We start from the raw sequence: 25,869 nt of genomic DNA on the forward strand, positions 1-25,869 counted from the left end.
TGGTCGATGACCTCGGACTGTCCGCAGAACCCGCATCGGAGTGACGGCCAACGCGCAATGTGGGTTATAGGACAAACACCGATAGGCTGGCGGTCATGGCTGAGTTCATTTACACGATGAAGAAGGTGCGCAAGGCGCACGGTGACAAGGTCATCCTCGATGACGTCACGATGAGCTTTTACCCCGGCGCGAAGATCGGTGTCGTCGGACCGAACGGCGCTGGTAAATCCAGCATCCTCAAGATCATGGCCGGACTGGACCAGCCGGGCAACGGCGAGGCATTCCTGGCTCCGGGCGCGACCGTCGGCATCCTCATGCAGGAGCCGGAGCTCGACGAGACCAAGACAGTTCGCGAGAACGTCGAGGACGGCCTCGGAGAGACGATGGTCCAGCTCAAGCGGTACAACGAGATCGCCGAGCTGATGGCCACGGATTACTCCGACGAGCTCATGGAAGAGATGGGCGAACTGCAGGAGAAGCTCGATCACGCAGACGCGTGGGAGATCGACTCGCAGCTCGAGCAGGCTATGGACGCCCTGCGCTGCCCCCCGCCGGAAGAGATGGTCACCCACCTCTCCGGTGGTGAGAAGCGACGCGTTGCGCTGTGCAAGCTGCTGCTGAGCAAGCCCGACCTCCTGCTCCTCGACGAGCCCACCAACCACCTCGACGCCGAATCTGTCCTGTGGCTCGAGCAGCACCTCGCTGCTTACCATGGCGCGATCCTCGCCGTGACCCACGATCGTTACTTCCTCGATCACGTCGCGCAGTGGATCTGTGAAGTCGACCGCGGACGTCTGTACGCGTACGAGGGCAACTACTCCGTCTATCTGGAGCAGAAGGCTGCACGCCTCGAGGTTGCCGGCAAGAAGGATCAGAAGCTGCAGAAGCGCCTCAAGGACGAGCTCGCCTGGGTTCGTTCCGGCGCCAAGGCCCGCCAGGCCAAGAACAAGGCTCGTCTCGATCGCTACGAGGAAATGGCGAACGAAGCCGAGAAGACCCGCAAACTCGACTTCGACGAGATCCAGATCCCGGCACCGCCGCGCTTGGGTGACGTGGTCGTGGAGGTCTCGAACCTCGACAAGGGCTTCGACGGCCGCGTGTTGATCAAGGATCTCTCGTTCACGTTGCCGCGCAACGGAATTGTCGGCGTCATCGGCCCCAACGGTGTCGGTAAGACGACGCTGTTCAAGACCATCGTGGGTCTCGAGGAGCCTGACGCCGGTGAGGTCAAGATCGGTCAGACGGTCAAGCTGAGCTACGTCGACCAGAACCGTTCCGGCATCGACCCCAAGAAGACGGTCTGGGAGACCGTGTCCGACGGGCTCGATTTCATCGTCGTCGGCCAGACCGAGTTCCCGTCGCGTGCGTACATCAGCTCGTTCGGTTTCAAGGGCCACGATCAGCAGAAGCCGGCCGGCGTTCTCTCCGGTGGTGAGCGCAACCGCCTGAACCTGGCGATGACGCTCAAGCAGGGCGGCAATCTGATCCTGCTCGATGAGCCGACCAACGACCTCGACGTCGAAACCCTCGGCTCGCTGGAGAACGCTCTCGAAGAGTTCCCCGGTTGCGCCGTCGTGATCTCGCACGATCGCTGGTTCCTGGACCGCACGTGTACTCACATCCTCGCGTGGGAAGGTGGCTTCGGTGACAACGAGGCCGCTTGGTACTGGTACGAAGGCAACTTCGAGGGCTACGAGGCGAACAAGGTCGAGCGACTCGGCCCCGACGCCGCGCGCCCGCACCGTGTGACGCACCGCAAGCTCACCAGGGACTGATCCGGTGTCCGACGTATACGACGTATACACAGCGCAGATCCAGGTCCGGTGGGGCGATTCCGACCGGTTGGGTCATGTCAACAACACGCGTTACGTCGAGTACATGCAGGAAGCTCGCATCCAGTTCCTGGAAGCGAAACTGGCGCCGCTCGGCGGCCGGCCGGGGTACCTCGTGGTTCGAAAGATGACCGTCGAGTTCCTCAAGCCGGTCACCGACCGGTCCGGTCCCTTGCACGTGGAGATCTTCACGACTCACGTCGGGACTTCCTCGTTCACGGTTCGGCACGTCATCCGTGACAACGCGGGTGTCGAATGCGCATTCGGTGACGCGTTGATGGTCGGATTCGACACGTTGTCCGAAAAGTCCAGACCGCTGGCGGACAGCGAACGCGTGGTGCTCGAAGCATCGCTTGTTCAGATGACGACATCGTAGATTTCGTTTCTCAGTTCACCCTAGGTACTGGTTGCCGCGGCTAGTCTCGAGTCAGAGATTGGTCGCGGCGATCAGAACCCACAAGGATGTGAGCCAGGAATGACAGACCGTGTACGGCAGCAGGGCACAGGCCTCGACGAAGCGACGTTGTTGACGCGTCTTCGCGAGGCCTTTTTCACGCACATCGACGAGGGTGACAGCGACGACGTCATCAACGGTCGATCGGATCGAGTCCTGCTCGCGCATCTTGCGCTCGGGAGGCGGCGTACGCCAGGCACGGCCGTATGGCGTGTGTACCGCCCGTCAGGATCCGAGGGTCTCGGCGCTGCCGTCCAGATCGTCACCGACGACATGTCGTTGCTCGTCGAGTCCGTTACCGCGATGCTCAACCGACAGGGTGTGGGAATCAGTCAATTCGCACATCCGATTCTGACGGTTGAACGCGACGACTCCGGCAATCTGATGTCCTTGGGCGACAGCGGTATCCAAGAATCCTGGATGCATGTCCAATTGGACTCCGAAGTCGAGGATTCCGCTCTCGACGCGATCGAGGCCCACCTCGGCAAAGTGCTCGCGGACGTCCGTCAGGTGGTTGGTGACACCCCGGACATGAAGGCACTGCAACTGCGCATTGCCGACGAGTTGGCGAGTGCCGCAGAAACTGCCTCCGGGAGGATCACCCCCGAAGAATTCTCCGACACCGCTCGACTGCTGCGGTGGATGGCGGACGGAAACTACGCCGTACTCGGATACCGGCGATTCGAGGGCACGAAGGACGGCTCACGCACGGTCGCCGGCAGTGGACTCGGCGTGCTGCGTTCCGACGCGGTCACCGAGGGCCCGATGAGCTTGCCTCCCGTTGCGGACCTCCCGGATCGACCCCTTCTGGTCCTGACGCAGGGATCGTTCCCCGCCACGGTGCACCGCGCTGTCTACCCGTACTTCGTGGGTGTGTCGATCCTCGACGACGAGGGAAACATCGTGGGGGAGCACAGATTCCTGGGTGTGTTCACCGTGGTCGCTCTCCACGAGAACGTCCTCGCGATTCCTCTGATCGAGCGACGCGTACGCGAAGTCATCGCGCGTGCCGGTGTCGACCTGCATTCGTACTCCGGTCAGGCGATGCTCGAGGTCATCCAGTCGTTCCCGCGCACCGAGTTGTTCTCGAGCGATGCCGAGACCCTGTTCGAGACCGTGCACGCCGTGCACAGCATCGGGCTTCGCCGCCAGGTGCGACTCTTCGTCCGTGAGGACACGTTCGGCCGCTTCGTGTCCTGCCTGGTGTATCTGCCTCGCGACCGGTACACGACGCGAGTTCGACTCGCGATGCAGCATCTACTCTGGCGTGAGTTCGGTCCGGGCACAGTCGATTACACCGCCAGAGTCACCGAGAACGACCTCGCGTTGCTGCACGTGACCATCCGGCGCGATCCGGACAGCGAACCGGTTCGTCTGGATGTTTCCGAGGCCAATCGCGAGCGCGTTCAGGCACTGCTGACCGAAGCCAGTCGTAGCTGGGACGACCGCATCACCGATCTTGTTCGCGAAAGCCCGGGTGTGGATCCGGAACTGGTGCAGCGGTATTCGCGGGTGCTGCCGGACGGATACAAAGAAGACTTCGAACCTTCGCGTGCGCTCGCCGACATCGCCAGGCTCGAGGCGTTGGCACCGGGTGCGATCGACGTACTGCTCTATCGCGCTGTGGACTCCGCGCCCGGTGCCTGGCGCTTCACGCTCTTCGTCGGCGGCGACGGTATCTCGTTGAGTCAGGTGCTGCCGGTGCTGCAGTCACTCGGCGTCGAAGTTCTCGACGAGCGGCCGCACGTCGTGCAGCGCCTCGACGGCGTTCAGTGCTGGATCTACGATTTCGGACTGTCGGTGCCGGCCGATCTTCGGGCGTCGGTGGAGGTCGATCTCGATGCGCAGGTGCCACTCGAGACCAGTACCGCCCCGCTGACCGAGGTTCAGAAGCGATTCACTGCTGCATTCGGTGCAGTCTGGTTCGGCCGGGCAGAAGCTGACCGATTCAACGAGTTGGTGCTGCGGGCCGGAATGTCCTGGCGGCAGGCCGTCGTGCTGCGTGCTTACGCAAAGTATCTGCGCCAGGCCACATTTCCGTACAGTCAGTTCCACATCGAAGGAATCGCGCTTACGCACCCGCAGACCGCGTTTGCATTGGTGCAGTTGTTCGAGGCGATGTTCGACCCCGACAAGCAGGACGACATCCGCGTCGCCGAATTGGACGAGCAGTTGCGTGCGTCCATCGACGAGGTACTCAGCTTGGATGCCGATCGCATCCTGCGCGGAATGTTCTCCTTGGTGAAGGCGACCTTGCGCACCAATTTCTACGTCGTCGACGCCGATGACCGCTCTCGCGACTACCTGTCGGTCAAGCTCGATCCGTCACGGATCAGCGAGTTGCCAAAGCCGCGGCCGGCTTTCGAGATCTACGTGTACTCACCCGAGGTCGAAGGTGTCCACCTGCGATTCGGTGCGGTCGCGCGCGGTGGGCTCCGCTGGTCCGACCGGCGCGAGGATTTCCGCACCGAGGTGCTCGGCTTGGTGAAGGCTCAGGCCGTCAAGAACGCGGTGATCGTCCCGGTGGGGGCCAAAGGTGGCTTCGTCGTGAAGAATCCGCCTCTGCCGACGGGTGATCCCGTCGCTGATCGAACGGCGACGCTGGAAACGGGTAAGGCCTGCTACACCACGTTCATCTCCGGATTGCTCGACATCACCGACAATGTGCACGCTGCCACCGGAGAAGTTGTGACGCCGGATCGAGTGGTACGCAAGGACGATCAGGATCGCTATCTGGTGGTTGCCGCGGACAAGGGCACGGCGACGTTCTCCGATCTCGCGAATTCGGTTGCCGCCAAGTACGATTTCTGGCTCGGCGACGCGTTTGCCTCCGGTGGTTCCGTGGGATACGACCACAAGGGCATGGGTATCACCGCCCGGGGTGCCTGGGAAAGCGTCAAGCGGCACTTCCGCGAACTTGGTGTCGACACGCAGACCGAGGATTTCACGACGGTAGGCGTCGGAGACATGAGCGGAGACGTGTTCGGCAACGGAATGCTCCTCAGTCGGCACATCCGATTGGTCGGCGCATTCGACCATCGACACATCTTCCTCGATCCGAACCCGGATGCAGCGAGCTCGTTCGTGGAGCGTCAACGACTGTTCGAGTTGCCACGGTCGTCGTGGGCCGACTACGACAAGAGCCTGATCAGCGAAGGTGGTGGCGTCTGGGATCGCACGGTCAAGTCGGTTCCGATTGCCGAAAGCGTCCGGATCGCACTGGGTCTGGCCGAGGGCGTCACGAAGCTGTCGCCGCCGGAATTGATGCAGGCGATTCTGTCGGCACCGGTGGATCTGCTGTGGAACGGCGGAATCGGTACATACGTCAAGGCGTCGACCGAGACCAACGCGCAGGTCGGAGACAAGAGCAACGACGCGGTGCGTGTCGACGGTCAAGACCTACGAGTCAAGGTGATCGGTGAAGGCGGCAACCTCGGCGTGACTGCTCTGGGACGAATCGAGTTCAGCGCCAACGGTGGTCACATCAACACCGACGCCATCGACAACTCGGCAGGCGTCGACTGCTCCGATCACGAAGTGAACATCAAGATTCTTCTCGATTCACTCGTGCGCTCGCAGTTGCTGCCGACGCAGGAACGGAATCCGTTGCTGGCGTCGATGACCGACGACGTGGCTGCGCTGGTGTTGGCGGACAACATCGCCCAGAACGCGCTGCTCGGAATCTCCCGCGTGACCGCACCGCAGATGCTCGGTGTTCACCGCCGTCAGCTGACGGATCTGACCAAGGCACGTGGCCTGGACCGCAAGCTGGAGGCGTTGCCGACCGACAAGGAGATCGAGCGTCGACTCGAGGTCGGTGTGGGTCTGACATCGCCGGAATTGGCGACGCTGACGGCGCACGTCAAGCTTTCACTCAAGGACGATCTGCTCGCAACCGAGTTGCCGGACAACGATTTCTTCGCCCAGCAGATCCCGCAGTACTTCCCGACCGCTGTTCGTGATCGGTTCGAAACGGAGATCAAAGCACACCCATTGCGGCGGCAGATCGTCGCGACGATGCTCGTGAACGAAGTGATCGACAACGGCGGAATCACGTACGCCTACCGCTTGGCCGAGGAGACCGGAGCGAGCAGTACCGACTCGACCCGTGCCTACGCCGCTGTGCGAGAGGTCTTTGCGCTCGACGAGGTGTGGTCGCGAATCCGCTCGGCCGGCGTCAGCGCAGAGATCGAAAACGAGCTGATCGTGGAGTCCTGCCGCCTGCTCGACCGCGCGTCGCGCTGGTTCCTGGCCAATCGACCCCAGCCGATCGCCGTCGGCGCCGAGGTAGCGCGCTATTCGGCGGCGTATCGGGCGACGGCGCCTCTGGTTCCCGGGCTGCTCGCCGGCCATCAGCTCGACGATCTGCTGGTGCGGGCCCAATCCGTGATCGATCGTGGGGCTCCGGAAGCGTTGGCACTGGACGTGTTCCGACTGCTCGACGTCTACTGCCTACTGGACATCGCGGATATCGCCGACATCGCAGATCACGACATCACCGAAGTCGCGGAGCTGTATTACGCCTTGGATGCGCATCTCGGAATCGACTGGTTGCTGAGCGCCGTTTCGGGACTCGAGCGCGGCGATCGCTGGCACTCGCTCGCGCGGCTCGCGTTGCGAGACGACCTCTACAGTTCGCTTCGGCAGCTGACGATGGAGGTTCTGGTCGGCGGCGAGCCGGGGGAGTCACCACAGGAGAAGATCGACGAATGGGAATCGACCAACGCCTCGCGGCTGAGCCGAGCGAGGGCAGCTCTCGTCGAGATCTTCGAGTCTGGGACGCTTGACCTCGCGACGCTCTCGGTGGCGGCGCGTCAGGTTCGCAGCATGGTGCGCAGCATGGGCACCCGATCGGAGGTAGGACGTTGAGCGAAGGATTCCACGCCGAAGTTGTGGTTCGGTGGTCCGACATGGATGCCTTCCAGCACATCAACCACGCACGGATGGTGACGTTGCTCGAAGAGGCGCGGATTCCTTGGTTGTTCGAAGACTCGCGTCCAACGGTCACTTTGCGTGACGGGGCTGTGATTGCCGATCTCCATGTGCGGTACCGCGGGCAACTGCGGCACGACGATTCACCGCTCGACGTCTTCATGTGGGTGGAAAAGGTTCGCGCGGTGGACTTCACGATCGCGTACGAGGTTCGCCCCCGCGGTGCGGATCTCAGTGTCCCGCCGTCCATCGTGGCATCGACTCAGATCGCGGCCTTCGATATCGACACTCAACGTCTGCGTCGCCTCAGCGGGCCCGAGCGCGAGTACCTGGAGAGCTGGCAACGTGCATGAACGTGTACTGACCGTGCCCGAGGAGGCCGAGCGAAAGAACTTGGCCGGCTTCATCGGTCACGCCTTGCGTTTGGACGAGTCCGCGGTCATCCGAATGCGTCGACGCGGCGATGCGCACCTGAGCGTCTGGGCGTCAACGGGTTTCGACGCTCTCGCTACGCGAACCGTGGCGGGCACCATCAACCCTGACGACACCTCGGCTGCGGGCGATCAGTTGCTTTCGGCGGTGGAACAGGCAACGGGTGAGCTGATCGATCCGGGGTTCGCCATGGATTCGGCGTGGCGCGGGGCGTTGCCGCCGATGGACGGCTTCGAGCACCTGGACGACGTACCCGCCCGGGTGCTGATCGAACTGGCGCAGCGGGGCAACGCCTTGGCGCTGGAGCATGGAAGTAGTCACGGTCCGCCGGCGTCGTTGCTCGATCAGGACGTGCTCGAGGTCAGTGGTCCGTCAGGCACGGTCGGGATCTCGATGCGAGTTATTTTTGCCTTGACCGCAATGGGATTCGTTCCGCACGCCGGATCCGAAGCGATGACCGCCGACATCGATCTCGAACAGATCGACGCGTCGGAACTGGTTCGGGTGCGGGCGAGTCGATCGTGGGTGCGCCTCGATGCACGGTTTGGTTCGATCTACCGTCACCGCGGTGGTTCGATACCGCTGATGGTTGCGCGGTAGGAGTTCAGGCGACGGCCACCACCAGCGCGATGGGGCCGCCGCCTGACGACGTGCGAGAGTGTTCGGTCAGATCAGCCACGCCGCAGCGTTGACGGGCAACTGACCGTCGACGAGTGGTGCGCTGCTCAACAGCAGCTGCCCGCTCGGCAGTGCGATCGGCACCTCCGTGGTGTTGAGAGCACAGATCAGACCGCCGCGTCGACGGAAAGCGAGGCAGCCGGGGGGACTGCCGTACCAATCGATGTCGGTGCCGGAAAACTCCGGCCTGGCGCTACGAAGTTCGAGGGCGGCGCGATACAGCGAAAGCATCGAGTCGACGTCCTCGATCTGAGCCTCCACGGTGAGCGTCGACCACTCGGCCGGCATCGGCAACCAGGTACTCGCACCGGTGGTGAATCCGAAGGGCGGCTCGGTTCCTTCCCAGGGGAGGGGCACTCGGCAGCCGTCGCGTCCTCGCTCGGCACGTCCGGATCGTTCCCAGACCGGGTCCTGTAGTGCGTCGTCGGGCAGGTCGACGTTCGGCAGGCCGAGTTCGGCTCCGTTGTAAATGAAGCTCGCGCCCGGAAGCGCCAACTCGACGAGGATCATCGCCCGTGCGCGTTGCGTTCCGATCTCGCCCCCGCCGTAGCGCGTGACTTCACGTTCGACGTCGTGATTCGACAGTGTCCACGTGGGCACACCCCCGACCTCTGCGACGGCCGCGAGGGAGTTCTCCACGGCCTCTCGGACGGACTCGGCCGAGAATTCGGTTTCTGCAAGCCGGAAGTTGAATCCGAGATGCAGCTCGTCCGGCCGGATGTATTCGCCGAACTTCTGGTTGTCCTTCACCCAGATTTCACCGACGGTCATCGCCTCCGGGAACTCGTCCATGACCTTGCGGATGCCGCGGTGGATTTCGTGAACTGCCGGGTTGTTGAACCGTGGGTCGTCGTCGGAATTGCGCATGAGCTCGTTGAGCTCCCAGTCGTGGTCCGGCAAACCGTCGGGCTTGGCCATTCCGTGAGCCACGTCGATGCGAAATCCGTCGATTCCGCGCTCGAGCCAGAAGCGCAGAGTCTTGGCGAGGTCGTCGAAGACTTCGGGGTTGTCCCAGTTCAGGTCTGGCTGTTCCTTGGCGAAGATGTGCAGGTACCACTGGCCGGGTGTTCCGTCGGCTTCGGTGACGCGGGTCCACGCCGGGCCGCCGAAGATGCTCGGCCAGTTGTTCGGTGGTTCGTTGCCGTTCTCACCTTTGCCGTCTCGGAAGATGTAGCGGGATCGCTCCGCAGAACCGGGCGCCGACGCCAGGGCAGCCTTGAACCACTCGTGCTGATCACTCGTGTGGTTCGGGACCAGGTCCATGGTGACCTTGATTCCGCGTTCGTGGGCTGACGTGATCAGCGAATCCATCGTCGCCAGATCACCGAACAGGGGATCGATGTCGCGAGGATCCGAGACGTCGTAGCCGTGGTCTGCCATCGGTGACTTCATCACCGGGCTCAACCAGATCGCGTCGATGCCGAGCAGTTCGAGGTAGCCGAGTTTCTCCTCGACTCCGCCGAGGTCGCCGATACCGTCGCTGCCCGAATCGGCAAAGGAACGCGGATAGATCTGATAGAAGACAGCCTCGTTCCACCACGGGGCTTCTGGCCGGCTTACAGAGGACGAATCCGCGGGGGTGCTCACAGCAGTTCATAGTGCCAAACGTCCGGCACTCTCACGACTTGGACACGGCAAAAGCGTGACTCTTTACCTAGCCTTGGTGTACTTTGCATTGACGCGGTGATGCCATGTGGCAACTTTGGTGTTACTGCCGGGGGAGAAGTATCGAGAATTCAACCAAGGGGGCTTGGCCTTGACTTTGTCGGCAATCGAAGCGGTTAATTTGGATCACGTGTCACTCGACGAGGATCCGATCAACCGGGACTGGATAATCTCCGGCACACCGGTTGCGCGCTCGGCGCAGTGGTCGGTGAGTAAAGACGGAACCACGACCACGCACGTCTGGGATTGCACGAAGGGGCGCTTTCGCTGGTACTTCCACGCGGACGAAATCGTGCACATCATCGAAGGTTCGGTCACCGTTCAGGCCGACGGAATCGCGAAGCGAACCCTCGGAGTCGGCGATGCCGCACTTTTTCGTGCGGGCAGCTGGTCGGAGTGGGAGGTCGAAGAGTACGTGCGCAAGCATGCAATCTTGAGTTCACCCCTGCATCCCACGGTGTCGTTCGGGGTACGAGCAGCTCGTCGGGTCGCGCGCGTGTTCAGGCCGAAGGCGAAGTAAACGGTCAGATGGCGGAGTTGACCATGGACGCGGCAGCCATCTCCATGTAGTCGATCAACTGCTTTCGGTGCACCGGGCTCAGAGTCTTCTCGTCGATGGACGCGATGGCGACGTGCATGCACCGCAGCCACGCATCACGCTCGATCGGGCCGATCACGAATGGATTGTGGCGCATCCGCAGACGCGGGTGTCCACGCTCCTCCGAGTACGTGTGCGGCCCGCCCCAGTACTGCTCGAGGAACATCCGCATCCGCCGCTCGGCCGGGCCGAGATCGGCCTCGGGGTAGAGCGGGCGCACAACCTCGTCCTTCGCGACTTCTTCGTAGAATCGCGCGGTGAGCTTGTGAAACGTCTCGGCTCCGCCGACGGCGTCGTAGAAGGTCTGCTGCACGTCGTGCTGTACGTCATTCATGGCAACTTCCATTGTGCCTGACGGCCGTAGTGGTCGGTTTCCGGGTCGACGACGGTGGTATCGGGTCGGACTGCGTACCCATTCACCGGAAATTCACCGGCCGTCCTGGCAATTTTGTTCGAAATGGGAGTGCGTAACGCGATCATCCGTGGTCAACTTGGGGGCAGTCTCCCGGAGGTCGTATGAAGAACCGACATGCTGCACGCAATCACCGACAACTCCAGCCCACTAGCGCGCGGAACGACCACGCGTTAGGGGCTGTTCTGGAAGTTGTTCCTGACGGGTTCGCGCACACTGCCGACCCACTCTTTTCCGAAGAACGTTCTCACCTCGAGATGTTCCCTCCCGATCGCGTAGTGCCCGAGTGGGTAAAACGTCGGGTGCTACTGCTCAACGTCACGTACGAACCGCTGACCGCCCTTCCTGCCCGGCGCGCGGTCGTACTGATGGCCTGCGGCAAGGCCGATACTGTCCACGAGGACGAACAAGGCCCGGTAGTCCATTCTGCGGACTGGTCGGTGCAGGTTCCCTCGGTCATTCGATTGCGCACCTACGTGCGCGTTCCGTATCGCGCCCGTATCCCCATGACTCGTGCCGCACTGATGCATCGTGACCACTTCCGATGTGCGTACTGCGGAGCCAAAGCCGAAACCATCGACCACGTCGTTCCTCGCAGCAGAGGTGGCGGGCATTCGTGGGAGAACTGCGTCGCGTGCTGTGCCCCCTGCAATCACCGCAAGGCAGACAAGATGCTCAGCGAACTCGGATGGACTCTCCGTGCGGAACTGGTTCCGCCGTCCGGCCCGCACTGGCGTCTGCTCGCGGCGACCAAGGAATTGCATCCGGCGTGGATGCCGTATCTCGGCGTGGGCGCAGCCTGAGCTATGTGTCGGCGTGGGCGCAGCCTGAGCTATGTGTCGGCGTGGGCGCAGCCTGAGCCGCGTTCTGTCGTCACCGAAACGAAATTGCCCGAGAATTTGTGGCCCTGACGCTTTCCTTCCTGGCGTTCTGGGCTACGTTATCTGGTGTGAGCATTCTCGAGGTAGTACTGATATACGTTGGGATTCCGGCCTTGATCACCGCGTTCTTCGCGGCTGCGTCCTTCCTCGGGAAGAAGACGCCGGGACCGGTTCCGCCGGCGTTCCATCTCGGTGAGTCGTGGGATCACGCTCCCGTGCTGTGGAGTGCTGTCGACGAAGTCACCGTTCGCGGTGGCCATCACGGCAGTGCGCACGCAATCGAAGCCGGTTCGGCTGATCTGATCGGAGGGTCCGCAAGTGGCAAGTGGTGATCATTCGACCGCGCTCGCAGTAGCGCCCGAGGACCTGCCGGTCGGCAGCGTCGTCACGTCCAGCGGACGTGTTTCCGGTGTGCACCGCATCGGCGAGCCGTTCACCGACGATCTTCCGTTCGAGACCAGGGATCTGGTCGCGCTCGACGTCGCGATGACCGAAGCGACGCGCGCCACCAAGGTGCGATTCAACGCTTACATCGGTGATCTCGGTTCCGATCCGGCAGCGGGTGCCGACGCACTGTTCCCGACCACGCCCGAAGCCGAGCGTTCCGTGCTGATCGCTGTCTCGCCCAACCAGCGCACCGTCGAGGTACGCAGCGGGCGGGCAATCGCCGATCGGGTCACTGATCGCGTTACCCAGCTCGGGGCAACCGCAGCTGTCGCATCGTTCAGCGAAGGCAATCTGATCGACGGACTGATCAGCGCAATCCGCGTTATGGCAGCCGCAATCTCAGCGCCGTAGCTTTTTGTCGGACAAAGGCCGGTGCCCGCGTCNNGACGCGGGCACCGGCCTTTCGCATGTCAGCTCGCGTCGAACTTTCGTGCGGCGAGCGAACGAACCACACCGGCCTGGCCTTCGACGACCAGACGACGCAGCGCGGGAGGGATGTCGCCTTCGAGGAATCGGTCTGCGGCCGCGATGGATTCTGCAGAGATCGACCACGACGGGTACAGCCCGATGACAACCGTCTGTGCCACTTCGCTCGAGCGTCGTTCCCACACTGCCGCGATGTCGGCGAAGTAGCGGGAGACGAAGGGTTCGAGCAATTCGTCCTGGCCTTCGCGAGCAAACCCGCCGATGATGGATCGCGCGGTGATGTTGGGCACCGAGTCGTCGCCGACGACCTTCGCCCAGACCTCTTCCTTGACAGCGGCCTGCGGACGTCCGGCCGCGGCAGCCGCGGCTTGACGAGCGCCCGCCGCGGTCGGGTCACGCTGGGCTTCGGCGTCGATGAACGGAGTTGCAGTTCCTTCGGCGTCGATCTCACCGGCAGCTGCGAGTGCCCCGACGATGCGCCAGCGTAGGTCCGTGTCGACGATCAGGCCGTCGAGCCCAACGGTGGAGGGATCGGCGTCGAGCAATTCGCGCAGAACCTCGGTGTGCCACGGGGAGAGTGCGGCGCCGGTGAGTGCGTTGACGAATGCCAGCTGGTGGTCGGACCCGGCCTCTGCCTCACGTGCGAGTTCGAGCAACCGATTGGCGAAGCTCGCCGCGCCTTCGGCCTCGGCCCAGGCAGGGTCTGCGTAGGAGCCGATGGCGGTCTGGGCCTGGAGCAAGAGACGTTGCACCACACCGACTTCGGTCTCCGAACTGATGCCGCGCTCGACCAGTGCGACGAAGTCGCGTGCCTTCAGTTCGGCCTGACGGGTCATTTCCCACGCCGCCGACCAGACCAAGGTGCGGGGGAGTGACTCGGTGATGTCGCCGACTCGCTCGATCGCGGTCGCCAACGATTCGGGATCGAGTCGCACGGAGCCGTAGGTGAGATCGTCGTCGTTGACCAACACGAGTGCACCGCGGGCGACGCCGACAAGTTCGGGGACATCCGTGCTCTCCACAGCATCGAGGTCGAGTTCGACGCGATGGCTTCGCACCAACTTGCCGTCGACGTCGTCGTAGATGCCGATGGCGATCCGGTGGATTCGACGCTCCCCGGCGCCGGGGGCGGCACCGTCCTGCAGGACGGCGAAGCGGGTGAACTTTCCGTCTGCGTCGACGTCGAAGTCGGGTCGCAGGATGTTGAGGCCGGTGGTCTTGAGCCACTGTCGACCCCAGTCGGAAAGGTCACGGCCCGAAGACTTTTCGAGTGAGCCCAGCAGATCGTCGAAGGTTGCGTTTCCGAATGCGTGCTCACGGAAGTACTCACGTAGTCCGGCGAGGAACGGCTCGAGTCCGACGTAGGCGACCAACTGCTTGAGTACGCTGGCGCCCTTGGCGTAGGTGATGCCGTCGAAGTTGACCTCGACGGCGGCCAGGTCCGGAATGTCCGCGGCAATCGGGTGCGTCGACGGCAACTGATCCTGGCGGTATGCCCACGACTTCTCGACGTTGGCGAACGTCGTCCACGCGTTCGTGTACTCGGTCGCTTCCGTCTGGCATAGGACCGAAGCGAAGGTCGCGAACGACTCGTTGAGCCACAGGTCGTCCCACCACGCCATCGTGACGAGGTCTCCGAACCACATGTGCGCCATTTCGTGCAGGACCGTCTCGGCACGACGCTCGTACGAGTAGCGGGTCACCTTGGAGCGGAAGACGTAGTCCTCCAGGAAGGTCACGGCGCCGGCATTCTCCATCGCGCCCGCATTGAATTCGGGGACGAAGAGCTGGTCGTACTTGCCGAAGGCATAGGGAACACCGAAGTTGCGGTGGTAGAAGTCGAATCCCTGCTTGGTCTCGGTGAAGAGCCGCTCCTCGTCCATGAACTCGGCCAGCGAAGAGCGGCAGAAGATTCCGAGGGGGATGTCGCCGTGCTCGTCGGAGTAGTTGTCGGTCCACTGCGCGTAGGGACCGGCGATGAGCGCCACCAGGTACGTGCTCATCTTCGGGGTGGTCCGGAAGACGTGCTGGCCGGGATCGGCGGCGAGGGTCTCGACGACAGCGGAGTTGGAGATGACCTTCCACGACGTGGGAGCGGTGACGCGGACGTCGAACGTGGCCTTCAGATCGGGCTGATCGAAGCACGCGAACATGCGCTTGGCGTCGGCCGTCTCGAACTGTGAATAGAGATAGACGGCGTCATCGGTCGGGTCGACGAATCGGTGCAGCCCCTCGCCGGTGTGGGAGTAGATGCAATCGGCCTCGATGACCAGTTCGTTGTCGGCAGCGAGGTCGGGCAGGCTGATACCCGTCGACTCGTCGTAGTCGGAGACGTCGAGCGCGGTGCCGTTGAGGACCGCGGAATGGACTCGGGCCGCGACGATGTCGATGAAGCTGCTTGCGCCTGCCGTCGCCGTGAACGTGACGGTGGTCTTCGAGGAGAACGTCTCCTCGCCGGGTGCGTCGTTGCCGTCGGTGAGATCGAGTTCGATCAGGTAGTTCTGGACGGTCAGGATTGCCGACCGTTGCGCTGCGGTTTCGCGTGTCAGGTTAGGTGCGACCACAAAGATCTCCTCGTAGATGGTGCGGATCTATTACGTCCATCCCATCACGAAGAGAACGACTGCACTCAAGCGGACACTTCTGCCAGCGGAATCTCCGGATCGGCCAAACGCTCCGGATCGACGGGGCCTGAAGACGCGACCAATTCCTTGATGGCGTCACCGGCATCCCAGATGTTCACGTTCATGCCGGCGAGCACCTTGTTCGCGGAATCGAGCCAGAATGCCAGGAACTCGCGCTTGTCGACGTCGCCGCGAGTGACCACACGGGAGTAGCCGCCGTGCGGTGCGTGACCCACGTATTCCATCCCGAGGTCGTACTGGTCGGTGAAGAAATACGGCATGCGCACGTACTCGGCAGGCCGCCCCAACATGGTGTCTGCGGCCGTCTCAGGCTGGTTGAGCGCGTTTGCCCAGTGCTCCACCCGAATTCGTGAATTCAGAATCGGATGCTGTGCGGCCGCGATGTCGCCCACTGCGACGATGTCCGGGTCGCTACTCTGCAGACCGGCATCGACGAGAACGCCGTTGTCGACGTCGATACCCGCCTCCGACGCCAACTCGGTGTTCGGCAACGCGCCGACAGCGATCAACACGGCGTCGGCCGGAATCACGGTGCCGTCGCTCAAAGTGACGCCCGAGGCGTGATCGCCGTCGACAGAGATTGCGCTGACGTCCGTGCCGGTGCGCAAGTCGACGCCGTTCTGGCGGTGCAGAGCGGCGAAGACCTCACCCATTTCCGGGCCGAGGGTCGATTCGAGCGGAAGGCCGGCATGTTCGAGCACGGTGACCTCGACGTCGAAACCGCGGGCCGACGCGGCAATTTCGAGACCGATCCAGCCGGCACCGATCACGACGAGCTTCTTGTCGGCGGCCAGGGTGCGCAGCAGCGCAGCGGCCTGATCGACTGTTCGTACGTAGTGAACGCCTTCGGCGTCGGACCCCGGGATGTCGAGGCGCCGCGAACGTGAACCGGTGGCCAAGGCGAGCTTGTCGTAGCTGATCGTGGAACCGTCCGGAAGTGACACGGTGTGCGCAGCGGGGTTGATGGCCGTTGCCGTCGTTCCCGGACGAAGATCGATGTGATGGTCGCGGAACCACTCGCCGTCGTGGACGGTGAATTCGGGGAGTGTCTTCTTGCCCGCGAAGAACTCCTTCGACAGTGGCGGCCGCTCGTACGGGAGGTGGTCTTCTTCACTCAAAACGGTGATCTCACCGTCGAAATCTCTGTCACGCAGGGCTTCTGCGATCTTTGCGCCCGCGAGCCCGCCGCCGACGATCACGAATCTCCGGTTGGTGCTCATTACTGAACCACTCCTTCGTACTCGTTTCTTTTCGACACTACTGCGATCGGAAGGTAGTTCGGGGGAAAGCGCGGGAAGGATTGCGGGTTCATGATTGTTGGCAGAACGGGAGTATGTCCCCGAACTGATATGACCTGACCGACATGAACTGATAGGGAGTTTCTTCGTGAGCGCAACCTCGAGCAAGACCACGGACACTGCTGACTTCTGGTTCGACCCGCTCTGCCCGTGGTGCTGGATCACCTCGCGCTGGATTCTCGAAGCCCAGCAGGTACGCGACATCGAGGCCAAGTTCCACGTGATGAGCCTTGCGGTTCTCAACGAGGGCCGCGACCTTCCCGACGAGTACCGCGAGATGATGACCAAGGCCTGGGGCCCGGTCCGCGTCGCTATCGCTGCAGCGCAGCTGAAGGGTGACGAGATCCTGCTGCCGCTGTACACGGCCATGGGTACGAAGATTCACAACGAGGGAAACAAAGATTTCGCCGACGTCATCAAGTCGTCCCTCGCCGAGGTGGGCCTGCCCCCTGAATTGGCCGAAGCTGCCGACACCGACAAGTACGACGAGGCACTGCGTGAGAGCCACCACAAGGGTATGGACGCCGTCGGACCCGACGTCGGAACCCCGACGATCCATGTCAACGGCGTGGCGTTCTTCGGTCCCGTGCTGTCACGCATCCCGCGCGGCGAGGATGCAGGCAAGGTGTGGGACGGCGCTGTCGCGCTGGCCGGTTACCCCCACTTCTTCGAGCTCAAGCGGACCCGCAACGAGGATCCTCAGTTCGACTGAGCGGCAGTGAGCGCCGGATTTCGGTAGAGCTGACCGGGCCGGAAGAACAGATGCCCTGAGTGCGTGCGGTTGCGAAGCGCGGCCGCACGCCAGGTCAGCACCGGATGTGACGACAAGATGTTGACGAACCACGGGAAGAAACCGGATTCGAGTGTCGCGCGATCGGCCAGTTCGTCGAACCCGACCAGACCCACGAGATACTTTCCGGCGCCGAGGACACCCATGGCGCCCGGTGCTCCCTGGGGGCGCATGTGGAAACCGAAGTTGTCTGCCGTGTACTCCATGGAACGAGACAGCGAAGACCCGATCACCGGAATGTAGTTCGACGCGAACTGTCCCCACTGACGCCAGTACGACGCATGCCCAGCAGCGATGTGGCCGACCTCGTGGCCGATGATGAATGCGAGCGCATCGGGCTCGCGAGCCTGCCCACCGACTTCGAACAGGTCGCTGTAGACGACGACGAAACGGCGAAATCCGTGCCCCGACGCAAACGCGTTGATCCGTCCGTTCCCCAGCACGACGTAGGCATCCGGCGGAGTTTGCATGCCGAACCGTGCCGCAGCCTCGGCAACCAGCCGATACCCCTCCGGAAATTGTGAAGGCGTCATCTTGATTCCGTTGACCTGTTGCGATCCGTACAGCTGACCTCGCGCGAGGAACAGCAGGATCGGAGCCGCGAGCACCACGAGGATCCATGTCGACAGATCACCCGCAGCGATCAGGACGATCGCCACCACATAAGTGACGACCGTCGTCAGCACCGCGAGCACGAGTAGCGGAATTTCCCACGGGTGGCGAACGGCGTCACTGCCCGGTGACACACGAACGGCAGGTGCAGCGGCCTGGCCGTTGACGGGGTACATGGGCACCACGATAGGTGCGCTCGCGCGGTGATGCGTGTTCCTGAAAGTGTGACGTCGACCCGGGTGCGCCCGGCTGGTCGGGCCTGAGAGAATTGTCGCCATGCGCGTATACCTGGGTGCCGACCATGCCGGATTCGAACGTAAGAACGAGATCATCGAACACCTGAAAGCGAACGGCCACGAGGCCGTCGACTGTGGTGCTCACGAGTACGACGCCGTGGACGACTACCCGGCATTCTGCATCGAAGCCGCAAAGCGCGTCGTTGCGGACGAAGGCAGCCTGGGAATCGTCCTGGGCGGCAGTGGCAACGGCGAGCAGATCGCAGCGAACAAGGTCCCCGGCGCACGGTGCGCCCTCGCCTGGAGCGTCGAAACGGCGAAGCTGGCCCGCGAGCACAACAACGCTCAGCTGATCGGCATCGGCGGACGTATGCATTCCCTCGAGGAGTCGCTTGCCATCGTCGACGCTTTCCTCGCCACCGCATGGTCGGGTGAAGAGCGCCACCAGCGTCGTATCGACATCCTGTCCGAGTACGAGAAGACCGGCGTCGCACCGGCTCTGCCGCAAGCCTGATTCGAAAGTTGTTCCGTGCCTGAAGGTCATACCCTGCATCGGCTGGCACGGTTGCATGCCCGCAAGTTCGTCGGTTCACCGGTCCGCGTCCTCAGTCCGCAAGGCAGATTCGCCGAGGACGCGCGGTTGGTGGACGGACACGTACTCACGTCCTCGGATGCCTGGGGAAAGCACCTCTGGCACACCTATGACAACGGATTGACAGTTCACGTACACCTCGGGCTGTACGGAAAGTTCACCGACTCCGCCCTACCGATGGAAGAACCGGTAGGCCAGGTCCGGATGCGAATGGTCGGTGCCGATTTCGGCACCGACCTTCGTGGTCCCACTGCCTGCGAAGTCCTGCTGCCCCCTCAGGTCGCCGCGATCGAGGCGAGACTCGGGCCGGACCCGTTGCGCCGCGACTCGAATCCGGAGAAAGCCTGGTTGCGAATCTCCAAGTCCAAGAAGGCGATCGGCGCGCTGCTCATGGACCAGGCGGTCCTGGCGGGTGTCGGCAACGTCTACCGCGCCGAACTTCTCTTTCGTCACGGAATCAACCCTGAACGACCGGGGAATCTTCTCTCTCACGACGAATGGACTGCCATGTGGGCAGATCTTGTCGAGTTGATGAAAGTCGGTGTCAGGCGCGGGAAGATGCACGTCGTTCGCGCCGAGCACGACAACGGAGATCCGGCGTACGCGAAGGATCGTCCGCGGACCTACGTCTACAGAAGAGCAGGATCGCCGTGCCGCGTGTGCGGCACGCCGATCCTGCATTCCGTCATGGAGGCGCGAAACCTGTTCTGGTGCCCGGTGTGTCAGTCGGCTTAGAAGTCGAAGCCGCCGAAGTCCCCACCGCCGAAATCGCCGCCTCCGAAGTCCCCGTAGTCGCCGCCTCCGCCGTCTGCGGTGAAATCGGTGTTGTCGATACTTCCTTGGTCCGCGCCGGAGTCACCGGCGTCCATACCCTGATCTCCCGAGTCGCCGGAGTCACCCTGGTCTCCGGAGTCACCGCCGGCTCCCGTATCGCCACCCTGCGCGAAAGCTTCTGCGCTGTAAGGAACCCCGGCCATTCCGGAGAACATGGTCGAGAACAGCATCATCGAACCCAGACCCCACGCCCCGGCGACGAGGGCAGGCTTCCACCACGGCTCGGAGTACCAGCCGGCCGGGACCGGGCGTCCTGCGACTCGGCCGCCGGGGTAGTAGTTGGGTGTGTGCGACGACGGATTGGGTGATGCGGCGACCTTGCGGCCCTCGAATTCCACCTCGCGATCTTCGGTGACCGAACCCGCGGCCTTCTGTCCGTCGATGGAAGGAACGTCCGGTCCCGGATCCATGCCCATCGCCACCCGTGCCGCGCGGATGTAGTAAAGCCCTTCCAGTGCAGTCTGTTTCGCGAGACGTGCCTGCACCGGCGTTGCGGCCTGATCGATCTGCGAGCCTGCGGCGTTGTATCGTTCGGCCGCGTCGGCGAGGGCTTGGCGCGACGCGTCGTCACTGCCGGTCAGGTTGTAGACCTGACCGCCGAGGCGTTCGATCGCCTGCCGGGCATCGGCTTTCGCGTCGTCGAGTTGCGTTGCGCTGTGGCCGGAACCGCGTTGCTGGCTTTTCATGACCAGAAATACGACTACGGCCAGAATGACGAGTATGAGAAGAATCGTGGTCACGAGTGGCCTCCCGAGCAGAATCGATCCGGACAACTCCAGGATACGGACTGCAGGGGAGTGGTCTGAGCGGGCAAAGTCTGAACACAAAAAATCCGCACCGGCTGGGCCGGTGCGGATTTTTGTGGAGTTTCCCTCCTGATGGAGGGGATGACGGGAATCGAACCCGCGTGATCAGTTTGGAAGACTGAGGCTCTACCATTGAGCTACATCCCCGTGCATACGACAACTCGGGATCGCCGTGTTCGTCGTCTGCGATACGAAACTGTACCCAATGCCCCACCGGATTTCATAATCGGGGGGTCGGAGAAGTTCGAGACCGTCGTTCACCTGGGGAATTTCGATTTGCCCGGCGAGTCGGGGTGTCTTTTCCTTCCGGCCCGGCCTCTGATTCCGGCTCGCATCACGGTTCAGGCAAGGCTGTATGTGGCGGCGGTGGATGACATAGTTGGATGACATACTTGCGGGGGCGGACAGCCGGGCCGTGTACAAACGGCGGTCGGGTTCGTGAGAGAGTAGTGAGCGCGATAGGGTTGTGCGCGGTCACCGATGGTGGCTGCCTTTGTGGCCCGCTGTCTTTGTGGCCTCGGATGGCCGTATCGTGTGTTTCATGTGATCGGAAACGGGATGTAGCGCAGCTTGGTAGCGCATCCGCTTTGGGAGCGGAGGGTCGCAGGTTCAAATCCTGTCATCCCGACAAGTACGTACATGGCACTCACCTCCAGCAAGTACGGGAGTGGAGTGCCGCGCCAGACAGCAGTACCGATTCAACACAAGTTGTGAGCAAGACCAGACGAAGGAGCGAAGTTTCGTGAAGAGCACCGTCGAGCAGCTCAGCCCGACGCGAGTCCGTATCAACGTTGAGGTGCCCTTCGCGGAACTCAAGTCTGATTTCGACAAGGCCTACAAGGCCCTCGCGCAGCAGATTCGTCTCCCCGGCTTCCGCCCCGGTAAGGCTCCGGCCCGACTCCTCGAAGCACGTGTCGGTCGCGGCGCAGTGCTCGAGCAGGTTGTCAACGACGCTCTGCCTTCGCGTTACTCCGAGGCTGTCACCAGCGCCGGCGTGAAGGCCATCGGCCAGCCCGAGATCGAGGTCACCAAGATCGAAGACGGCGAGCTCCTCGAGTTCACCGCCGAGGTCGACGTGCGCCCCGAGATCGAGCTTCCCGACTTCAGCTCCATCAACGTCGAGGTCGATCCGATCGAGATCACCGACGAAGCCATCGAAGAGCAGCTGCTTTCGCTGCGTCAGCGTTTCGGCACCCTCACCGGCGTCGACCGCGCAGTCGAGGACGGCGACTTCGTCTCGATCGACCTGTCGGCCACCGTCGACGGCGAGAACGTTGCCGAGGCAACCGCGAGCGGACTGTCGCACGAGGTCGGATCGGGCCAGCTCATCGAGGGCCTCGACGAAGCCATCGTCGGCCTCAAGGCGGGGGAGTCCAAGGACTTCACGTCGACGCTGGTCGCCGGCGAGTACGCGGGCAAGGAAGCTGTTGTCACCGTGACCGTGCAGACGGTCAAGGAGCGCGAGCTTCCGGCTGAGGACGACGAGTTCGCTCAGCTCGCCAGCGAGTTCGACACCCTGGAAGAACTGAAGGCTGACCTCCGTGAGCGCGTCGCACGCGTCCGCAAGGTCGAGCAGGCCGGTCAGATCCGCGACAAGGTTCTCGAGCAGCTGCTCGAGACCGTCGAGGTTCCGTTGCCGGAGGCCGTTGTCAAGGCTGAGGTCGACGCTGCACTGCACGACGCCGTTCACGGTCTCGATCACGACGAAGAGGCACTGAACAAGCTCCTCGAAGAGCAGGGCAGCAGCCGCGAAGAGTTCGACAAGGATGCACAGGAAGCCGCTGAGCGCTCCGTCAAGACGCAGCTCTTGCTCGACTCGATCGCCGATGCGGGCAACGTCACCGTCGGTCAGGACGAGCTCACCGAGCGCATCCTGTTCCAGGCGCAGCGTTACGGCATGGCTCCCGAGCAGTTCATCCAGCAGATCCAGCAGGCAAACCAGCTCGGCGCCGTCTTCGCAGACGTCCGTCGTGGCAAGGCTCTCGCGTCCGTCGTCGAGTCGGCCGGTGTCAAGGACACCTCCGGCGCAGTCGTCGACACCGCTGAACTGTTCGGCAGCAGCGAGGACGAAACCGAAGCGGATGCGTCTGATTCCGCCGAGAGCGAAGACAAGTAAAAACGCAGGCGGGCGGGTGTTTTCACCACGATCGACTGCACTGAGTTTTCCGCTTTGAGCGAAGTAGGGCGGCACCGGGACTCCGGTGCCGCCCTACTTCGTTACTGTCTGTGTCAGTAGAAGTGTTTCGCATAGACGATCCACCGCACAAGTAGATCCACATAGAAGGCAGGTACCGTGACTTCCAATCACCTGGAGACTTTGCAGAGTCCCGCCATGACTTCAGCGACCGCTGGGTTGAACCTCAGCGACTCGGTGTACGAGCGCTTGCTGCGAGAGCGCATCATTTTCCTCGGTACCCAGGTCGACGACGACATCGCCAACAAGCTGTGCGCACAGATCCTGCTGCTCTCGGCCGAGGACCCGACGCGAGACATCTCGCTCTACATCAACTCGCCCGGTGGATCCGTGACCGCAGGTATGGCGATCTTCGACACGATGCAGTTCGCCGAGTGCGACATCGCCACCTTCGGCATGGGCCTTGCGGCGTCGATGGGTCAGTTCCTGCTCTCGGCAGGCACCAAGGGCAAGCGTTACGCACTGCCGCACGCTCGCATCATGATGCACCAGCCGTCCGCCGGTATCGGTGGTTCCGCCAGTGACATCGCGATCATGGCCGAGCAGTTCAAGCACACCAAGCGCGAGATGGCCGAGCTGATCGCTCAGCACACCGGCCAGACGGTCGAGCAGATCACCGCGGACTCCGACCGTGACCGTTGGTTCACGGCGAAGGAAGCTCTCGAGTACGGCTTCGTCGACCACGTCGTCTCCCGTGCGAATCAGGCCGGCGGCACCGGCAACTGAGCCGGTTCGTCCATCCTTTCGCTGCCCAATTCATACTTTGGAGAACTGATGACCAATCTTTTCGGAGCTAACTCGCTGGGCGGCCAGGCGCCGTCGGGCCCCCAATCGCGTTACATCCTGCCCCAGTTCACGGAGCAGACCAGCTATGGCGTCAAGACGTCCGACCCGTACAACAAGCTGTTCGAGGAGCGCATCATCTTCCTCGGCTCGCAGGTCGACGACGTCTCCGCCAACGACCTCATGGCCCAGTTGCTGGTTCTCGAATCGCAGGATCCGGACCGCGACATCACCATGTACATCAACTCGCCCGGTGGTTCGTTCACCGCGCTGATGGCGATCTACGACACGATGCAGTACGTCCGTGCCGACATCTCCACTGTCTGCCTCGGTCAGGCTGCTTCGGCAGCTGCTGTGCTTCTCGCCGGTGGTACGCCGGGCAAGCGCTTCGCGCTTCCCAACTCGCGCATTCTGATTCACCAGCCGGCCACGGGCGGCATCCAGGGTCAGGTTTCCGATCTGGAGATCCAGGCTGCGGAGATCGAGCGTATGCGTCGGCTCATGGAGAGCACGCTGTCGCTGCACACCGGTAAGGATCCGGAGACCATCCGCGTCGACACCGATCGCGACAAGATCCTCACGGCCGAGCAGGCCAAGGAGTACGGCATCATCGACGACGTGCTGGCTTACCGGAAGCTCAGCGCACAGAAGTAGTCGATTTCCGCCTCGTGTCGAGGATCTGTATCGCGATTCCCGACACGAGGCGGACACGTCGAGAAGTGCCTGGTGGAGCGCTCGCCAGGCTGAAATCTCGGCTCTTTTCTTTTTTATCCGCAGGCGAAACGCCGGGAACAGGTCGACCCCGTTCGGGATCTGCGGGTACCGTCACTTCACGGGCTGGTTCTCGACCGGCGTTCTGCGATTGTTCGACCAGATTTGTTCGATCAGTTTGTTGATCAGTTTGTCTGATCTGACAACTACCGATCTGACAACTACCGACGTACTGCGGAGCGTCTCGGCCGATCGAGTGGCGGCGAGTGCACGTACATGATGGAAAGTAGGGACCTCACGAGATGGCACGCATCGGCGACGGCGGGGATCTGCTCAAGTGCTCTTTCTGCGGTAAGAGTCAGAAGCAGGTCAAAAAGCTCATTGCAGGACCCGGGGTGTACATCTGCGACGAGTGCATCGACCTCTGCAACGAGATCATCGAAGAGGAATTGGCCGAGTCGAGCGAGGTAAAACTCGACGAGCTTCCCAAGCCTGCGGAGATCCGAGAATTCCTCGAGAACTACGTCATCGGTCAGGACTCCGCCAAGCGGACGCTGGCCGTCGCCGTCTACAACCACTACAAGCGCATTCAGGCCGGAGACAAGGGCCGTGATGCGCGGGGTGAGACGGTTGAGCTCGCAAAATCCAACATCTTGATGCTCGGCCCCACCGGCTGTGGCAAGACGTACCTCGCTCAGACTCTCGCGAAGATGCTCAACGTCCCGTTTGCCATCGCCGATGCGACGGCGTTGACCGAGGCCGGCTATGTCGGCGAGGACGTGGAGAACATTCTGCTCAAGCTGATTCAGGCTGCCGACTACGACGTCAAGCGCGCCGAGACCGGAATCATCTACATCGACGAGGTCGACAAGATCGCGCGTAAGAGCGAGAACCCGTCGATCACGCGTGACGTGTCCGGCGAAGGTGTTCAGCAGGCGTTGCTGAAGATCCTCGAAGGTACGCAGGCGAGCGTCCCGCCGCAGGGCGGTCGTAAGCATCCGCACCAGGAATTCATTCAGATCGACACCACGAACGTGCTGTTCATCGTAGCGGGCGCGTTCGCCGGTCTCGAGCGGATCGTCTCCGATCGCGTCGGCAAGCGCGGTATCGGATTCGGTGCCGAGGTTCGGTCGAAGGCCGAACTGGATACGGTCGATCGTTTCGCCGAGGTCATGCCGGAGGATTTGATCAAGTTCGGTCTGATTCCGGAGTTCATCGGCCGACTGCCGATGATCGCGTCGGTGACCAACCTCGACAAGGAATCGCTGGTTCAGATCTTGTCGGAGCCCAAGAACGCTCTCGTCAAGCAGTACCGTCGTCTCTTCGACATGGACGGCGTCGAACTCGAGTTCACCGAAGAGGCTCTGGATGCGATCGCCGATCAGGCGATCTTGCGTGGAACCGGTGCTCGTGGCCTGCGCGCCATCATGGAAGAGGTTCTTCTTCCCGTGATGTACGACATCCCCAGCCGTGACGACGTCGAAAAGGTGGTCGTCACCGCGGAGACCGTCAACGACAACGTACTTCCGACCATCGTTCCGCGTAAGCCGGAACGTGGCGAGCGCCGCGACAAGACGGCGTAGAAACTTCAAAACGACTGTGGCCCGGCAT

Annotated in this window: 22 protein-coding genes and 2 tRNA genes; 17 read left to right on the plus strand and 7 right to left on the minus strand. The window is 62.6% G+C overall.

From position 1 onward, the window contains the following. Positions 1-95 precede the first annotated feature (95 nt). The 5 genes from ettA (at position 96) to DBV08_RS24870 (ending at position 8,250) form a co-directional block, all read left to right on the plus strand. The gene (ettA, locus tag DBV08_RS24850) at positions 96-1,775 is read left to right on the plus strand and encodes an energy-dependent translational throttle protein EttA (RefSeq protein WP_095969705.1); all 1,680 of its coding nucleotides are present in this window, start codon (positions 96-98) and stop codon (positions 1,773-1,775) included. A 4-nt stretch (positions 1,776-1,779) separates the two neighbouring features. Next, complete coding sequence (locus DBV08_RS24855; protein WP_124569217.1) at positions 1,780-2,208, plus strand: thioesterase family protein; 429 nt, start codon at positions 1,780-1,782, stop codon at positions 2,206-2,208. A 99-nt stretch (positions 2,209-2,307) separates the two neighbouring features. After that, complete coding sequence (locus DBV08_RS24860) at positions 2,308-7,155, plus strand: NAD-glutamate dehydrogenase (RefSeq protein ID WP_124569218.1); 4,848 nt, start codon at positions 2,308-2,310, stop codon at positions 7,153-7,155. Next, entirely contained in the window at positions 7,152-7,571 is a 420-nt protein-coding gene (locus DBV08_RS24865; protein ID WP_003944573.1) for a thioesterase family protein, read from the plus strand. Before DBV08_RS24860 ends, DBV08_RS24865 begins: the two co-directional genes overlap by 4 nt. Further along, positions 7,564-8,250 (plus strand): hypothetical protein, encoded by a 687-nt coding sequence (locus DBV08_RS24870; protein WP_019749097.1) that lies wholly within the window; start codon positions 7,564-7,566, stop codon positions 8,248-8,250. The genes DBV08_RS24865 and DBV08_RS24870 overlap by 8 nt, the downstream gene beginning before the upstream one ends. A 66-nt stretch (positions 8,251-8,316) precedes the next feature. Here DBV08_RS24870 and DBV08_RS24875 read toward each other — a convergent pair whose 3' ends face one another. Next, positions 8,317-9,915: a glycoside hydrolase family 13 protein gene (locus DBV08_RS24875; protein WP_124569219.1), complete on the minus strand. Its 1,599-nt coding sequence runs from the start codon at positions 9,913-9,915 to the stop codon at positions 8,317-8,319. Positions 9,916-10,123: 208 nt separating this feature from the next. Between DBV08_RS24875 and DBV08_RS24880 the strand changes: the two genes are divergently transcribed. Then, complete coding sequence (locus DBV08_RS24880; protein WP_260395744.1) at positions 10,124-10,513, plus strand: cupin domain-containing protein; 390 nt, start codon at positions 10,124-10,126, stop codon at positions 10,511-10,513. A 4-nt stretch (positions 10,514-10,517) separates the two neighbouring features. Here the strand turns inward: DBV08_RS24880 and DBV08_RS24885 are convergent, their stop codons facing one another. After that, on the minus strand, positions 10,518-10,925 hold the full coding sequence (locus DBV08_RS24885; protein WP_003944464.1) for a globin: 408 nt from the start codon (positions 10,923-10,925) through the stop codon (positions 10,518-10,520). 182 nt (positions 10,926-11,107) lie between these two features. Between DBV08_RS24885 and DBV08_RS24890 the strand changes: the two genes are divergently transcribed. The 3 genes from DBV08_RS24890 (at position 11,108) to DBV08_RS24900 (ending at position 12,682) form a co-directional block, all read left to right on the plus strand. After that, entirely contained in the window at positions 11,108-11,806 is a 699-nt protein-coding gene (locus DBV08_RS24890; protein ID WP_172436519.1) for an HNH endonuclease, read from the plus strand. Between the two features lie 146 nt (positions 11,807-11,952). Continuing rightward, entirely contained in the window at positions 11,953-12,216 is a 264-nt protein-coding gene (locus DBV08_RS24895; RefSeq protein ID WP_007730943.1) for a hypothetical protein, read from the plus strand. After that, positions 12,203-12,682 carry a DUF5130 domain-containing protein gene (locus DBV08_RS24900; RefSeq protein ID WP_095969711.1) on the plus strand — a complete coding sequence of 160 codons (480 nt, stop codon included), beginning with the start codon at positions 12,203-12,205 and terminating at the stop codon, positions 12,680-12,682. Before DBV08_RS24895 ends, DBV08_RS24900 begins: the two co-directional genes overlap by 14 nt. Before the next feature lie 59 nt (positions 12,683-12,741). Here the strand turns inward: DBV08_RS24900 and pepN are convergent, their stop codons facing one another. Then, entirely contained in the window at positions 12,742-15,321 is a 2,580-nt protein-coding gene (gene pepN, locus DBV08_RS24905; protein ID WP_124569221.1) for an aminopeptidase N, read from the minus strand. A gap of 65 nt (positions 15,322-15,386) precedes the next feature. Next, a complete protein-coding gene (locus tag DBV08_RS24910; RefSeq protein ID WP_124569222.1) occupies positions 15,387-16,622 on the minus strand; it encodes an NAD(P)/FAD-dependent oxidoreductase in 1,236 nt (411 codons plus the stop codon). Positions 16,623-16,788: 166 nt separating this feature from the next. Here DBV08_RS24910 and DBV08_RS24915 point away from each other — a divergent pair, with 166 nt between their 5' ends. After that, complete coding sequence (locus DBV08_RS24915) at positions 16,789-17,412, plus strand: DsbA family protein (RefSeq protein ID WP_003944541.1); 624 nt, start codon at positions 16,789-16,791, stop codon at positions 17,410-17,412. Here DBV08_RS24915 and DBV08_RS24920 read toward each other — a convergent pair. Further along, positions 17,400-18,278 carry a M48 family metallopeptidase gene (locus tag DBV08_RS24920; RefSeq protein WP_095969977.1) on the minus strand — a complete coding sequence of 293 codons (879 nt, stop codon included), beginning with the start codon at positions 18,276-18,278 and terminating at the stop codon, positions 17,400-17,402. The two genes, DBV08_RS24915 and DBV08_RS24920, sit on opposite strands and share 13 nt — an antisense overlap. Positions 18,279-18,378: 100 nt before the next feature. Here DBV08_RS24920 and DBV08_RS24925 point away from each other — a divergent pair, with 100 nt between their 5' ends. Continuing rightward, positions 18,379-18,852, plus strand: coding sequence for a ribose-5-phosphate isomerase (locus DBV08_RS24925; protein WP_095969714.1), 474 nt, complete (start codon positions 18,379-18,381; stop codon positions 18,850-18,852). Between the two features lie 15 nt (positions 18,853-18,867). Then, a complete protein-coding gene (locus DBV08_RS24930) occupies positions 18,868-19,665 on the plus strand; it encodes an Fpg/Nei family DNA glycosylase (protein WP_124569223.1) in 798 nt (265 codons plus the stop codon). Here the strand turns inward: DBV08_RS24930 and DBV08_RS24935 are convergent. Both DBV08_RS24935 and DBV08_RS24940 read right to left on the minus strand, forming a co-directional pair. Continuing rightward, positions 19,662-20,450, minus strand: a complete 789-nt coding sequence (locus tag DBV08_RS24935) for a DUF1542 domain-containing protein (protein ID WP_124569433.1) — start codon at positions 20,448-20,450, stop codon at positions 19,662-19,664. The genes DBV08_RS24930 and DBV08_RS24935 overlap by 4 nt on opposite strands. A gap of 193 nt (positions 20,451-20,643) precedes the next feature. Next, positions 20,644-20,717: transfer RNA gene (locus DBV08_RS24940), tRNA-Gly, on the minus strand. Positions 20,718-21,124: 407 nt separating this feature from the next. On the opposite strand from DBV08_RS24940, the gene DBV08_RS24945 reads away from it, so the two are divergent. The 5 genes from DBV08_RS24945 (at position 21,125) to clpX (ending at position 25,841) form a co-directional block, all read left to right on the plus strand. Beyond that, a tRNA-Pro gene (locus DBV08_RS24945) sits at positions 21,125-21,198 on the plus strand. Positions 21,199-21,312: 114 nt separating this feature from the next. Then, the gene (gene tig / locus DBV08_RS24950) at positions 21,313-22,686 is read left to right on the plus strand and encodes a trigger factor (RefSeq protein WP_095969716.1); all 1,374 of its coding nucleotides are present in this window, start codon (positions 21,313-21,315) and stop codon (positions 22,684-22,686) included. Between the two features lie 216 nt (positions 22,687-22,902). Beyond that, positions 22,903-23,490: an ATP-dependent Clp protease proteolytic subunit gene (locus tag DBV08_RS24955; protein WP_007730960.1), complete on the plus strand. Its 588-nt coding sequence runs from the start codon at positions 22,903-22,905 to the stop codon at positions 23,488-23,490. A gap of 48 nt (positions 23,491-23,538) precedes the next feature. Next, positions 23,539-24,201 carry an ATP-dependent Clp protease proteolytic subunit gene (locus tag DBV08_RS24960; protein ID WP_003944539.1) on the plus strand — a complete coding sequence of 221 codons (663 nt, stop codon included), beginning with the start codon at positions 23,539-23,541 and terminating at the stop codon, positions 24,199-24,201. A 359-nt stretch (positions 24,202-24,560) separates the two neighbouring features. Beyond that, the gene (clpX, locus tag DBV08_RS24965) at positions 24,561-25,841 is read left to right on the plus strand and encodes an ATP-dependent Clp protease ATP-binding subunit ClpX (RefSeq protein WP_003944582.1); all 1,281 of its coding nucleotides are present in this window, start codon (positions 24,561-24,563) and stop codon (positions 25,839-25,841) included. The last annotated feature ends 28 nt before the right edge of the window (positions 25,842-25,869 follow it).

The sequence above is a fragment of the Rhodococcus sp. KBW08 genome, assembly GCF_003852455.1.
GTDB classification, from domain to species: domain Bacteria; phylum Actinomycetota; class Actinomycetes; order Mycobacteriales; family Mycobacteriaceae; genus Rhodococcus_F; species Rhodococcus_F baikonurensis.